The following is a 14,642-nucleotide window of genomic DNA, read 5'->3' on the forward strand; positions in this document are numbered from 1 at the left end:
ACATGAAAGCACTTTTTGCTAACATAAAACCAAAGTATCGAAAAACTTTAAAAGTCCCTTTAAGTACTGAAGGGACTTTCCATTTACATAATCAATGATATTGGTAATTATAGTGGAGCACTTTTTTGTATAATTGAATTAATCAAGGTCTGTGTTAGGAGGGGGGTATCCGAGGTGACGAGCTATTGATACGATTTGTCCTTTATGATGGAATTCGTGTGTCTCGGTATGGGTTAAAAGCCATAGCGGAGTCGTACTCCATGGTTCTTTTTGCAATTTTACTTCATTTGCTATATTTTCGAACCAGCGAGCATTGAATTCATCCCAAAAACGTTGTACAACTGCATCTACTATCTCAAATCTAGTGCGAACTTTCTCTACATCCGAATGCTCAATTTCATAATCAGTAGCAAACGAAAAATCTGCTCGCTTTTGGTTAAATGCGAATGATCCAAGCCAGTATCGATAGCAATCGGCTACATGAATGTGGGTTCTAATAATATTACCGCTTCCGAAATTCGGAACTGTACTGTGCAACTTTTCTCTTCCAAAAATGTAAATAAACTTTCTCTGGTAGAGCTAATAAAGCTGTATTATTGCTTTAAAACATCTAACATTCAACATCATTCCTCTTTTATTTAACATAATCCCCGTTATCAGCAGTAGCCAAATCTCAGAAACCCATTCATACCAGGAGTTTTCCATCCTTCTGTTTACCTTCACTGTATGCAAGATTTCATACAGCCCTGTCAAAATAGCATTGACAGTTTAAACCGTTTTCGTAGTCTGCATGAAACCGTGCATATCCTTAACATATAAAATCCTCGTTTTACCGTCATATGATCTTGACATATCCCAAAAACGAAAAATTTATATCTCGACAGTTATTTATGAGAGTTTAACTTATTTTTTTCGTCTTAGGGGCAATCTATTTCTAAAGTTGATGGGCATGTGACGAGAGCTCAAAATGTATTCATTCATATTCACAGATGATATTCTTTTAGTTGGATTCTTACGCTGAAGCAGAAAGAAATTATTGTTCTTTGCGCATTAATTTGATTTTTTATGGAAAGATATACTAGTAAGTATACAATTTGAACGTTCTATTTTTTAGATTACAACAGGAGGAGAATGAATATGTCGGAAATTGAAGTAGGAGAAATTTTTACCCTTAGCGATGAGAGTAATGAGGAGCAGGAAGTTGAAGTGCTCGGAACGATGAATATCGAAGGAGCAGAATACATTGCTGTTGGCTTTGTAGAAGACATTCAAACGGAAACAGAGGAAGACATTGATATCTTCTTTTTAAAAGTAGAAGAAGATAGTGAATTCTCATACATTGAGAGTGACGAGGAATTTGAAAAAGTATCTGCTGCGTTTGAGAAAATTATGGACGAGCAAGAATAATATTGGTTGGACACAAGAGGCGGATGCATATCTGCCCTCTGTTTTTGTATATAGATGTCCGCCCCATCGCTATCAAGCTAACAAGACAAAGTACCCCCTAAAATGAAAAAGACGTTATTCTTTCAGAGGAATCATTGGAAAGGATAATGTCTTTTTTATTTTATAAATTTGGTTCTTTTAAAGATAGTTTTTGATAATACCCTAAAAATAAGAGTGCTCTAATCCAGAGCACTCTTGCTTTTACTGGTGAAAAAACTGATTAACTGAGTCCTCAGACTTCAAGTGTTCCTGTATCAGTTTCTTTAAGTCTTTTTCATTTTCAAACCCATCCAATTTATTGTTGTACCAATCTTGTAATTTCTCTTTTGTTACAGAGAATTATAATTCCATATGGTTCTTTCTTGGTCTCAAGTGAAATTTGATTTAACTCTTTGTTATGTGCCAATTGTTTTATGATATTTCCAACTGCACTGTTGTCACCTACATATGAATTCTTATATTGAAACAAATCTGTTTTTGAATCAGCATTTAGACTACATCCACTTAATAATGTCATTAGCGATAACAATGAAATGAAATAAATGGTAATCCTCTTCACAGTTTACTCACCTTTCAACTGATACTTTTATCTAATTTTACTATATTTAATAAAATACCTTCTAATAATTTCTTGTTTTAGGATTTTTCAAAGCAATCAATCTAAAGAGAATTTAGAGGGTGTTTATTTATATAAAAATAAATGATTAAGTTTTACCACAACATTGCATTTTATGTTGTAGTAAATGAGGACATATGTTGTACAAAAAATAGATACAAGCACAATAATACAGCTTGTATCTATTTTTTAAATCTTTCTCACTTTTGTTTTTTGTAAAACTTCTTTTTAATACATTGGGGGTAAGATCCATTCTTAGCTAAATCAATACTCGATTATAAAGAATCTATAGATGTGAACGAAATTAAACAATTATAATATATTAAATAATTATGTTGATTGTAGGTGAAAATCTTGGTATGGTATTATATCATATTAGGAAAAAGTAAAAGGAAGCAACATCAAGATATAAATTACGAATATCGTGTGAATAGTATTAAAAATTATGTTGTTATTTGTATAAATGGATAATATATGCAATATAAGGTACAAGGAGATAATATTATGAAAGACAAACTAAGTACAATCCCCTCATTATCTTCAAACTCTGTTTATTTAGGTGTTTTGTTAGCTGTAGTTGGAGGCTTTTTAGATGCTTATACTTTCATCAGTAGGGACGGAGTATTTGCTAATGCACAAACAGGGAATGTAGTATTACTTGCTATAAGAGCAGCTAACGGAGAATGGCATAATGCTTTGCTTTATATCCCTCCTATTTTAGCTTTTATGTTAGGGGTTCTAATATCAGAAGTAGTAAAGATTCCTCATATAAGACATGCATTGCATAGTTATAGACGCTCTATTCTTATTCTAGAATGTATTGTTTTAATCATTGTAGGGTTCTTGCCAAAAAGTATTCCTAATATCGTGATAACCGTATGTATTTCGTTTGTATCATCTTTACAGATTTCTACCTTTAATAAACTTGATAAGTGGGCCTACAATTCAACGATGACAACAGGAAATCTTCGAACTGTAACACAGGCAGCATATTTAGCGTTTATAAAACATGATCAGGAAGAGAAAAAACGATTTAATGAATTTCTTGTTATTATTATTTCATTTATACTTGGTGCACTGTTAGGCACATTTACTACCACTCATATAGGATACAGAGCTATTTGGATTGCATCAGGAATTTTAGTGATTGCTCTTATTTTGTATCATAAAGATAGAGGGTATTGGAGAAAACCTCAAATGTTGAAATGAAAAGTTTTATAATAATATTTCAACATAACATTTTGTTCGATGTGGGTTTCTTTATAAAAGACATGTGAAGTGAATTATAGTTTGAAACACAAATGACCTCAATTTGAAAAAAATCCTGAGAAATCGTAATTCTCAGGATTTTTCTTTTCGTTCAAGAGTGTAGTATTGTGAAACTCACGTCTTTATATTCGTTACCTCATTTCCGTTTTTTCGCATCAGTAACATCTTGCTCCTCAGCAAATTCAGTTCCATAAGCTAGCGACCTGTTGAAGGTGAAAGGTTTTCTTTCTATTGTTTGATAAGTAGCAATGCGATCCATTAAATAACGGTGAACAAAAACTTCTGCACCTGTAACGATAAAGGCTGATAAAATACTTCCCCAAGCTATTTGCATATAATTGTTTAAAAGTACACTCCCGAAAATCCATACACTCATATAAGTGAAAAGAAAATCAACCATCAGTGCAGCGGTATTTCCTGCTCGTGGTAAGATAATTTGATCTCCTAGCATATACGACGCGATAGTAATAAATAAACTAAAGGAAAAGATGTCAACAATTGTTGCATCAAAGAATAAATCCAAACCAATTGCAAAAGCAATCATGCAGGATATAAATTTGATAAGCATAATCGTAATATGATTCATTATTTGAACCTCTCTTTTTCTATTTAGTTTGAATGAAAAAAGGGACTTTATGCATGGGAATTTAAAATTGCAATTTTTTAGGTAGTTTCTAAAAAGACAGAAGATAAATGCGTAGTTATAAATCAATTTAATGTCTTTAGTACTTAGCCTGTTTCCTTTGTTTCCGGTTATTTTAAGTACAATTTCTAATATACGGTTAAAATTTTTATTACCTTTACTTGTCTGAATGTTAAAAAAATACAAAAGAAATGTTATATTAGAAAGAGAAAATTAACATTTTTAGGTAAGGGGGGATCGGGGTGTGGATTACTTCGGAAGTAGAAATTCCAGATGAACTCTTTGATAAACTCGAACAAGGGAAACTGGTTTTATTTGTTGGAGCTGGAGTATCTATGAAAGGCAATTCAAACTTACCAAATTTTGATGATTTAGTGGATGATATTGCTAGCGCTCTATATGTAGACAAACGTGAGGAAAATGAACCGCACGATTATTATCTTGGAAAAATTGCAAAAACGAAAGATGTTCATCAGATTGCGAAGAATCTTGTTCATGTAGCGTGTTCAAAGCCGAATCCACTACATTATTCTATTTTGCAATTATTTGCAGCTGATGAGAATGTTCGGATTGTAACTACAAATTTTGATCAGCATTTTTCAACAGTAATTGAGGAATCGAAACGTAAAGTAAATATATATTATGCTCCAGCACTTCCAACAGGAAGAGCTTTTAAAGGAGTGGCATATATTCATGGTAATGTGGAACAAGAAGAAGAAAATTTAATTTTGACCGATGGTGATTTTGGAAGGGCTTACTTAACAGAAGGGTGGGCGAGACGATTTTTAATTGATTTATTTTCTAATTATACAGTTTTGTTTATTGGATATAGTCATAATGACCCTGTTATGAAATATTTAGCAACTGGATTACCACCTAGTACGAGGCGGTATGCATTTGTTGCGGGGGGAGATAATACATATCACTGGGAGCATTTAGGGATTAAGCCCATTGTCTATCCGAATAAGACGCAAAATCATCAATCATTAGCAAAAGCAGTGCAGCGATGGGCAGAGTTAATGGGAGATAATTATATTACAAAAAGAACGCGAATTCGTGATATCGTAACGGTTCCACCATCTTTAGAGCAGGAACAACTGTCTTACATTAAACAGTCTGTAAAAAAAATTGAGACTCTTCGTTATTTTGTAGAATTTGCAAGAGACTACGAATGGGTGGAATGGTTAGAAAAAGAAGGACAACTGCGGAATTTATTTTCAGAGGAAGCTGAGCCTTCCGAGAAAGATCACTTGCTTGCAAAGTGGCTTGTTGAGCATTTTTTGGTAAGCCACCAAAATGAATTATTTCAGTTAATGTATAAAAATAATACGGAAATATCTACCCTGTTATGGAATACGATATGTACATTTTTAGTGGATATGGAACAACCGATACAGATCGTTTCGTTTGCAAAGTGGCTTTTATTATTGTTAGAAAAGGCGAAAAGAAATGAAATTTCCATCGAAAGTCTGCCTTCTTTGCTTAACAAATGTACGTACCCAGAACATAAAGAGATTATGGTTCTTTTACTGACCTGTATATTAGATGGAAAACTAAAATTGAAGCGACTTCGGCAATGGGAGCAAGAGATGCAAGACGTTATTGAGTTAGCGGAAACAAATCATCTATCAATTATCACCTTTTCAAGGCTGCAGCACATATGGGAAACCAAATTGAAGCCATATCTTTCTTATTTTTCGATCCCAATATTACAGATTGGATTAGAAAAACTGCAGAGATTAACGCTAAAACAGCAGGCACTTGAAATCCATGATTCAGTTAGTGATTCACGAAGTGCAATTGAACCTCATGAACAAGATAGCCAACCGCGTGAATTTTCGTTTTTAATTAATATAGTTAGAGATTGTATGGACTATGTTTGTGTTCATTATGAAGATAAAGCAAACTTTTATATTTCTTTTTTGGTGGAATTTGGGAACACACTCCAAAAGCGAATTGCAGTGCATAGTATGAACTATACTGTTTTTCGAACGCAAAATGAAAAAATAGAATGGTTGTTACAACATCAATTGCTGACTGATGACACTTGTAAGCATGAAGTTTTTCAATTGTTAAAGAATCATTATGAACATGCAGCTGAACAAACGAAACGAAAAGTACTGACAACTATAGTGAAACAGTTTGAAGAAAAGACGTGTTATGTTGCTTGTAACTTAATCGATTGGCTTTATTTGTGCGTACCAACTCATGAATCTACGAAGCAAACATATGAATCCATGAAACAGAAATTTCCTCATTTTTTATCGAGGCAGTTTCCTGATTTACAAGAGGAGCGGACATTACAACCAATCATATGCAATTTAACAATAGAAGGTTTGTTACATATGAAAGAGGAAGAAATGATAGGGCAAGTTCTTCAATATTCACAAGAAGGATTGGTTGAGAAACATCATTTTTTAGAAATGCTTTCAAAGGCATGTAAAACAAATGTACAATGGAGTATTTCGCTTGCGTATCAATTAATTAGATATAAAGATGTAAGTAAAGAAGTATGGTTTGTATTAATAAGAGAGTGGCGCAATAACCGGCAATTAACAGATAAAAACATACAAGAACTTTTACCATTGTTGCATCAATTTGTAAGGCAAACTACTTATCATTGGCTCATTAGTAGTTTTCTGTATGAAAAGAGCAATCAGTTAGCAGAATTTCAAGAAGATACAATTCGAGCAGTAAAACAGCTTGCTTTTTCGTTATTTCCTTATGTTATGAAAGGAGGACAAGGAAGAGTTAAAGAGCAAATGGATTACTATAGTGAGGCTGTACAGCATCCCGTAGGGAAAATAACAGCAGTTTTATTAAAACTTTTAGCATATGAACATTTATATGATCGAAATATCCATGCTTATTTGTATGTATTTGAAGAACAAATGCGGAAAAAATCATACTGCGTAAATATTATGATTGCGAGGCTAACAGCTGATTTAACATTTCTCCATCATCTCGATAAGCACTGGTGTAGAAAACATATGATTCCTTATTTAAATTTGCAGAAGAATGAAGAGGAAACAAAGTATGCATGGGCAGGCTTTGTAAATACACAAATTAATTTGCCTTTATTTATACAAACAAAGAAATATATTGCTTTTGCTGTTCGGCATTTACATTTGCTGAATGGACAAACACAAGCAGTATTTATGAAATGGTTAAGTCTTGTCTTTTTAAAGTGTATTTTATATTGGGATGAACAAGTAGATTGGTTATACTCACTTTTTATACAGAGAGAAGAGAGCGAGAAAGTAAAGTTTATAGAAAATGTATCGTATTACGTAAAAACTTTGAGTATAAAAGAACAACAAAAATTTTGGCAAGATTGGCTTGCAGATTTTTTAGTAGAACGCCCTAAAATGAGTATAATAGCAGAGAAAGAATATATTATCTTTTTGCAGTTTGTGTTATATATGGATGTTATTGCTGAAAAAGGGATTGAAACGGTTCTATCGAATTTTACTATATCTTCATTGCAAGAAGAAAAACAATCATTGAAGTATTTATTTAAACAGCTGTTAGAAAAAAGTGAGTTAATTTATCAAAGTCCAAAAGTATATGCAACATTATTTTTTGTTTTATTAACAAAGGTCAATGATGCAGAGGGTATTGAAAATGAAGTGATTCATCTTCGGCAATTGTTTGATGAGATGCACCTTGAAAATACGTTACTTGAACATATTCAAAATGAGATGATGCGCATTGGAATGATCAATCGAAACGAAAATGATTCACATTTGTTATTATGAAACATACGATGCAATGGAAAGAAAAAATAAAAAATAATGAAAAAGTGTTGACATATTTTGAAATGACATTTTATAATACAAATCATACTTAATAAAAACAACGCATTGAAGGGAACAGAGTAGTGTTTATCTCCCTGTTAAAGAGAGCTGATGGTTGGTGGAAATCAGTACAAAGATAAACGTGAATTACAGTCCTGGAGCATCTTTTTCGTAGTAAAGACATATGTCTTTATGAAGGGAAAGACGGTCAAAATGATCGTTAACAATGAAGAGAGGTAGACAAATATGTCTGCAACTAGGGTGGTACCGCGATAATAATCGTCCCTACTGATTGGATCAGTAGGGATTTTTTGCATATATGCGGACCAACCTGATAATCAAATAATAAGCGCGATGATAGGAAATAGAGTAGTGGTTGTTTCCCTGTTACAGAGAACTGGTGGTTGGTGCGAACCAGTACATAAACAAGCATGAATTACAATCCTGGAGCATCTTTTTCGTAGTAAAGGCAAAAGTCTTTATGAAGGGAAAGACGGTCAAAATGATCGTTAACAATAAAGAGAGGTAGACAAATATGTCTGCAACTAGGGTGGTACCGCGATAATGATCGTCCCTACTGATTGGATCAGTAGGGATTTTTTCATATATTTCACATGAGGAATCGTTATCAATATTAGTTTGTTATAAGTGTTAGGTTCAGAAAATAGGGAATTTTCAATCCCTTATTATATAATTTCAAAAAGATACAAGGAGGAATTTTTAATGGGAAATCATGAATTAGAACAATTACGTAAACAGGTGGATGAGATTAACTTACAACTTCTGCACTTATTAAATGAGCGTGCAAAGATTGTGAAAGAAATCGGACAGCAAAAGAAATTACAAGGTACAAAACGCTTTGATCCTGTTCGCGAGCGTGAAGTACTCGATATGATTGCAGAGAACAATGAAGGGCCATTTGAAACATCTACGGTGCAACATATTTTCAAAACAATTTTTAAAGCGAGTTTAGAACTGCAAGAAGATGATAATCGTAAAGCATTATTAGTTTCACGTAAAAAGAAACAAGAAAATACGATTGTTGATGTAAAAGGTGAATTGTTAGGAGGCGGTGCGCAAACGTTCATTATGGGGCCATGCGCAGTGGAAAGTTTAGAACAAGTTCGCCAAGTTGCTGAGGCAATGAAAGAACAAGGAATAAAATTAATGCGCGGCGGTGCGTTTAAACCGAGAACATCTCCGTATGACTTCCAAGGATTAGGAATAGAAGGGCTGCAAATTTTACGCCAAGTTGCAGACGAATTTGATTTAGCGATTATTAGCGAAATCTTAAATCCAAATGATGTAGAAATGGCACTTGATTACGTTGATGTGATTCAAGTAGGCGCTCGTAATATGCAAAACTTCGATTTATTAAGAGCGGTTGGAAAAGTGAATAAACCAGTATTACTGAAACGTGGTTTAGCAGCGACAATTGATGAATTTGTGAATGCAGCAGAATACATTATTGCACAAGGAAATGATCAAATTATTCTATGTGAACGCGGCATTCGCACATATGAAAGAGCAACGCGTAATACACTTGATATTTCCGCAGTGCCAATTTTAAAGAAAGAAACACATTTACCGGTTGTTGTAGATGTAACGCATTCAACAGGACGAAAAGATTTACTTTTACCAACTGCGAAAGCGGCACTCGCAATCGGTGCAGATGCTGTTATGGCAGAAGTGCATCCAGACCCAGCAGTTGCTTTATCTGATTCAGCACAGCAAATGGATATTCCGCAGTTCCATGCTTTCATGGAAGAGTTAAAAGGATTTAAAAATAAGTTATCGTAACTAAATATATATTGCGTTGATAGGGAAGCAGTAGTATGTATCTTCTTGTTCCAGAGAGCTGATGGTTGGTGGAAATCAGTACAAAGATATATGTGAATTACACCCCTGGAGCATCTTTTTCGTAGTAATGACGGAGGTTTTTATGAAGGGAAAGACGGTTAATATAATCGTTAACAATAAAGAGAGGTAGACATATTTGTCTATAACTAGGGTGGTACCGCGATTTTTTTCGCCCCTACTGAACGAAATCAGTAGGGTTTTTTTTATAAAATCATAAGGGAGAAATGGAAATGAGATATATAACAGCTGGAGAATCACATGGTCCGCAGTTGACGGTTATTTTGGAAGGTGTTCCGGCAGGTCTTTCTTTAACTGTAGAAGATATAAATAAAGAGCTATTAAGACGCCAAAAGGGACATGGCCGCGGAAGACGTATGCAAATTGAAATCGACACTGTGGAAATTGTAAGCGGCGTGCGTCATGGCTATACTCTTGGTTCACCGATTACATTGGTTGTGAAAAATGATGATTTCAAACATTGGACAAAAGTCATGGGTACACATCCGATTTCGGAGCAAGAAAGTAAAGAAATGAAACGAACGATTACAAAACCACGTCCAGGGCATGCGGATTTAAATGGAGCAATTAAGTATGGTCATCGTGATATACGCAATGTATTAGAACGCTCTTCTGCAAGGGAGACAACTGTGAGAGTAGCCGCAGGGGCTGTTGCGAAACAGATTTTAACCGCGTTAGGAGTAAATATTGCAGGGCATGTCCTTGAAATTGGTGGTGTAAAAGCGAAGCAAGTTCTTGGAAAATCATTAGAAGAGATGCAACTGATTTCAGAACATTCGCCTGTTCGCTGCTTAGATCACGAAGCAGAGCAAGCAATGATGGAAGCAATTGATGCAGCAAAAAGTAATGGAGATTCTATAGGTGGCATCGTGGAAGTGGTTGCGGAAGGAATGCCGATTGGCGTTGGTAGTTACGTTCATTATGACCGGAAATTAGATGCAAAGTTAGCGGCAGCAGTCATGAGTATCAATGCATTTAAAGGCGTTGAAATCGGTATTGGTTTTGAAGCAGCCGAGCAACCAGGAAGTGCTGTACATGATGAAATTTTGTGGGATGAAGAAACGGGTTACACACGAAAAACGAATAACGCTGGCGGATTAGAAGGCGGAATGACAACAGGAATGCCGATTGTTGTCAGAAGTGTTATGAAACCAATTCCTACATTATACAAACCACTGGCAAGTGTAGACATTGATACGAAGGAAGTGTTTCAAGCAAGTATTGAACGTTCCGATAGCTGTGCAGTACCAGCAGCAAGTGTAGTGGCAGAAGCAGTTGTCGCTTGGGAGTTGGCAACTGCGTTAGTAGAACAATTTGGGCAAGATCGTATGGAGTTTATTAAGCAAAATGTTGTTCAGCATAAAAAGTACGCAAAAGAATTTTAAAAAGGAGGATCTTCATGAAAGCAAAAGAACAATTACGGGTGTTGCATCCTTATAAACCAGGTAAATCAGCTTCACAAATGCAAGCTGAATATTGTGTCCATTCATTTGTAAAATTAGCTTCAAATGAAAATCCGTTTGGTTGTTCACTTCGTGTGATAGAAGGATTATTAAAAGAGTGGAATGAACATGCTTTATACCCGGATGGGGGAGCAGTAGAACTTCGCCAAATAATTGCGGAGAAATTGCATGTTAAAAAAGAAGAAATTTTATGTGGAAGCGGCCTTGATGAAGTCATTCAAATTATTAGCCGAACAATGCTTTGCCAAGGTGATAACATTGTGACGGCTGAAGAAACATTTCCTCAATATCGTCATCATGCAGTAATTGAAGGATGTGAGGTAAAAGAAGTTCCGCTTCAAAATGGAGTCTATAACTTAGATGAAATTGCGGCAGTCATGAATGAAAAAACAAAAATTGTTTGGATTTGTAATCCGAATAATCCAACAGGCACATATGTGAATGACCGAAAATTATGTGAATTTATGGAGCAAGTTCATAACGAAACATTAGTTGTGATTGATGAAGCGTATTATGAATATGTCACAGCGAGTGACTTTCCAAATACAATTTCACTTTTGAAAGAATATAAGAACCTTCTTATATTAAGAACATTTTCAAAGGCATACGGTTTAGCAGCATTTCGAGTTGGTTATGCAATTGGAAATGAAACAATCATTGAGAAATTAAATGTTGTTCGTCTTCCGTTTAATGTGTCATCACTTTCACAAAAAGCTGCAGTACTTGCATGGAATGATGAATCGTTTTTACAAAGAACAATTCGCGAAAACCGTGAAGGCTTGCAGCGATATGAACGCTTTTGTAAAGAAAATGAGATTCCATTTTATTTATCTGAAACGAACTTTATCTTTTTACCGTTAGACAATGCTCAGGAAATATACGAGCTTTGTGCACAGGCTGGATATATCGTTCGTCCATTTTTAAATGGCATTCGCATTACAATTGGTACGAGTGAACAAAATGAAGGGGTGATTAACGTGTTAACACAACACTTTAATAATAGTAGGTTTCGAGATGAGGCGCATGTGTAAAAAAGTTGTATTAATTGGGACAGGATTAATTGGTGGTTCACTTGCTTTAGCGATAAAGCGAGAACACAATGTAATCATTACTGGTTATGACATTCAAAGTGAGCGAGTGGAACGTGCGAAACGATTGAACGTAATTGATGAGGCAGGAGTGAACTTACAGACAATATGTGAAGAAGCCCATCTGATCATTTTTGCATCTCCTGTTGAAGAAACAACGAAGTTACTAAAACAACTTGCTTCGTATCAATTACGTGAAGATGTCATCGTCACGGATGTTGGAAGTACAAAAGGTAAAATTATGAATGAAGCGGAAATGTTGCTGCCGGACGGTGTTACGTTCATTGGCGGACATCCGATGGCGGGATCTCATAAAACAGGAGTAGAAAGTGCAAAGGCGCATTTATTTGAAAATGCATATTACATTTTAACACCGATGCGTCATGTTCAGGATGAGAAGGTGGAACAATTACAAGATTGGCTAAAAGGAACGCGTTCGCATTTTCTTGTGTTACATACAGAGGAACATGATTATGTAACAGGGGTTGTTAGTCATTTTCCCCATTTGATTGCGGCAGGGTTAGTGAAGCAGGTGGAGAAACATGCCGGAGGTAATCCGTTAATTCATATGCTGGCAGCTGGTGGTTTTAAAGACATTACCCGCATTGCTTCTAGCAGTCCCAAAATGTGGAGTGATATAGTAAGACAAAACCGTTCTCATTTATTACAACTATTAGAGGAATGGATTACAGACATGAAGCAACTGCAGCATACAGTTGCAGAAGGCGATGACGAAGTATTACACACTTACTTCGCAAAGGCAAAAGAATATCGTGATTCTATGCCCGTCCGCAAAAGTGGGGCCATTCCCGCTTATCATGACTTATACGTAGATGTTTTAGATAAAGTCGGTGCATTAGCGCATATTACAAGCATACTTGCAAGGCATGAGATTAGTATTACAAACTTGCAAATACTAGAAGCACGTGAAGGATTACTCGGAGTGTTACGTATTAGTTTTCAAACAGAAGAAGATCGTATGAAAGCAACGCAATCTTTACAGGATGAACAGTATCAAACATTTGAAAATATATAAAGGAAGGTGTTTTATATATGAAAATTGTACAGCCAGCTAGAGAAGGGTTGCGAGGAACAATCGTTATTCCAGGCGATAAATCAATTTCACATCGTTCTGTCATGTTTGGTGCAATCGCTCATGGAAAAACAACGATTAAGGGCTTTTTACCAGGAGCAGATTGTTTAAGCACAATTTCTTGTTTTCGTGAGATGGGGGTATCAATCACGCAAAATGGAAATGAAGTTGAAGTAATTGGAAAAGGAATGGAAGGTTTACAAGAAGCGGAGCACGTACTAGATGTTGGGAATTCCGGTACAACCATTCGTTTATTACTTGGCATACTAGCGAATACGAACCTTCATTTTTGTTTGCAAGGCGATCATTCTATTGGAAAACGACCAATGAAACGAGTTACAAAACCGCTCAGCCTAATGGGCGCAACAATTGATGGACGAGAAGACGGAACATATACACCGCTAACGATACGAGGAGGAAATCTTCAAGCAATTGATTATCTTGCGCCCGTTGCAAGTGCGCAGGTGAAATCGGCTATATTATTAGCAGGTTTAGGAGCACGAGGTGTAACAAGTGTTACAGAACCTCATGTATCAAGGGATCATACAGAAAGAATGCTTCAAGTGTTTGGCGTACAATTGAAGAGAAAGGGAACGAAAGTTTCAATAGAAGGCGGACAACAGCTAATAGGGACGAACATTCAAGTGCCAGGAGATATTTCATCAGCTGCGTTTTTCTTAGTAGGCGGAGCGATTACTCCCAATAGTAAGCTTATATTACAAAACGTTGGAATCAATCCAACAAGAACGGGAATTATCGATGTACTTATAAAAATGGGAGCAAAAATAGCAATTGAACAAGGCGATTTAGATACTGCAGAACCCGCTGCTAATCTAACAATTGAAACATCAAAGTTAACGGGAATTGAGATTGGCGACGATATGATTCCAAGATTAATTGATGAAATTCCAATTATCGCTCTTGCAGCAACGCAAGCAGAAGGGATTACGATTATTAAAGATGCACATGAGCTGAAGGTAAAGGAAACGAATCGAATTGATACAGTGGTAGAAGAACTAACAAAACTAGGGGCACGTATAGAAGCAACTGATGATGGCATGATTATTTATGGAAAAACAGCGCTAAAAGGAAATACCGTAAATAGTCATGGTGATCATCGGATTGGAATGATGCTTGCAGTAGCTGGATGCATTGCTGAAGGAGAGACACTGATCGAGGAAGCGGAGGCTGTTGGCGTATCGTATCCAGGATTTTTTGAAGAAATTGAACAATTGAGGTTAGAAACCCGATAGATTGCTATAAAATCTATCGGGTTTTCGTTTGTGAATTTTGTATTTTCTGATTATTGTGTTATATTTTAATGTGCAGTTATGAATACGCTGAAGGGA

Annotated in this window: 10 protein-coding genes, 1 pseudogene and 3 other annotated features; of the genes and pseudogenes, 8 read left to right on the plus strand and 3 right to left on the minus strand. The window is 35.6% G+C overall.

Annotated elements, in window-relative coordinates; translation table 11 throughout:
* Positions 1-138 precede the first annotated feature (138 nt).
* Positions 139-584: pseudogene (locus AB1280_RS05575) on the minus strand (DinB family protein).
* 553 nt (positions 585-1,137) lie between these two features.
* On the opposite strand from AB1280_RS05575, the gene AB1280_RS05580 reads away from it, so the two are divergent.
* Positions 1,138-1,407 carry a DUF1292 domain-containing protein gene (locus AB1280_RS05580; RefSeq protein WP_429755154.1) on the plus strand — a complete coding sequence of 90 codons (270 nt, stop codon included), beginning with the start codon at positions 1,138-1,140 and terminating at the stop codon, positions 1,405-1,407.
* Between the two features lie 334 nt (positions 1,408-1,741).
* Here the strand turns inward: AB1280_RS05580 and AB1280_RS05585 are convergent, their stop codons facing one another.
* Positions 1,742-2,005: a DUF4825 domain-containing protein gene (locus AB1280_RS05585; protein ID WP_429755155.1), complete on the minus strand. Its 264-nt coding sequence runs from the start codon at positions 2,003-2,005 to the stop codon at positions 1,742-1,744.
* Positions 2,006-2,566: 561 nt separating this feature from the next.
* Here AB1280_RS05585 and AB1280_RS05590 point away from each other — a divergent pair.
* A complete protein-coding gene (locus tag AB1280_RS05590; protein ID WP_429755156.1) occupies positions 2,567-3,271 on the plus strand; it encodes a YoaK family protein in 705 nt (234 codons plus the stop codon).
* A 196-nt stretch (positions 3,272-3,467) separates the two neighbouring features.
* On the opposite strand, the gene AB1280_RS05595 is transcribed toward AB1280_RS05590, so the two are convergent.
* Positions 3,468-3,917 (minus strand): YndM family protein, encoded by a 450-nt coding sequence (locus tag AB1280_RS05595; protein ID WP_429755157.1) that lies wholly within the window; start codon positions 3,915-3,917, stop codon positions 3,468-3,470.
* 299 nt (positions 3,918-4,216) lie between these two features.
* Between AB1280_RS05595 and AB1280_RS05600 the strand changes: the two genes are divergently transcribed.
* From AB1280_RS05600 to aroA, 6 genes are all read left to right on the plus strand, one after another.
* The gene (locus AB1280_RS05600; RefSeq protein ID WP_429755158.1) at positions 4,217-7,732 is read left to right on the plus strand and encodes a DUF4020 domain-containing protein; all 3,516 of its coding nucleotides are present in this window, start codon (positions 4,217-4,219) and stop codon (positions 7,730-7,732) included.
* 96 nt (positions 7,733-7,828) lie between these two features.
* Positions 7,829-8,061: a binding site (T-box leader), on the plus strand.
* Positions 8,062-8,116: 55 nt separating this feature from the next.
* Positions 8,117-8,350 (plus strand) — a binding site (T-box leader).
* A 144-nt stretch (positions 8,351-8,494) separates the two neighbouring features.
* Positions 8,495-9,571 (plus strand): bifunctional 3-deoxy-7-phosphoheptulonate synthase/chorismate mutase, encoded by a 1,077-nt coding sequence (locus tag AB1280_RS05605; RefSeq protein ID WP_272187631.1) that lies wholly within the window; start codon positions 8,495-8,497, stop codon positions 9,569-9,571.
* 7 nt (positions 9,572-9,578) lie between these two features.
* Positions 9,579-9,811 (plus strand) — a binding site (T-box leader).
* 50 nt (positions 9,812-9,861) lie between these two features.
* Positions 9,862-11,034 (plus strand): chorismate synthase, encoded by a 1,173-nt coding sequence (gene aroC / locus AB1280_RS05610; RefSeq protein WP_429755159.1) that lies wholly within the window; start codon positions 9,862-9,864, stop codon positions 11,032-11,034.
* A gap of 14 nt (positions 11,035-11,048) precedes the next feature.
* Positions 11,049-12,143, plus strand: a complete 1,095-nt coding sequence (gene hisC / locus AB1280_RS05615) for a histidinol-phosphate transaminase (RefSeq protein ID WP_429755160.1) — start codon at positions 11,049-11,051, stop codon at positions 12,141-12,143.
* The gene (locus tag AB1280_RS05620) at positions 12,136-13,236 is read left to right on the plus strand and encodes a prephenate dehydrogenase (RefSeq protein ID WP_429757285.1); all 1,101 of its coding nucleotides are present in this window, start codon (positions 12,136-12,138) and stop codon (positions 13,234-13,236) included. Before hisC ends, AB1280_RS05620 begins: the two co-directional genes overlap by 8 nt.
* Before the next feature lie 17 nt (positions 13,237-13,253).
* The gene (aroA, locus tag AB1280_RS05625; RefSeq protein ID WP_429755161.1) at positions 13,254-14,546 is read left to right on the plus strand and encodes a 3-phosphoshikimate 1-carboxyvinyltransferase; all 1,293 of its coding nucleotides are present in this window, start codon (positions 13,254-13,256) and stop codon (positions 14,544-14,546) included.
* Positions 14,547-14,642 lie beyond the last annotated feature (96 nt).

The organism is Bacillus sp. S10(2024), assembly GCF_050473865.1.
GTDB lineage: Bacteria > Bacillota > Bacilli > Bacillales > Bacillaceae_G > Bacillus_A.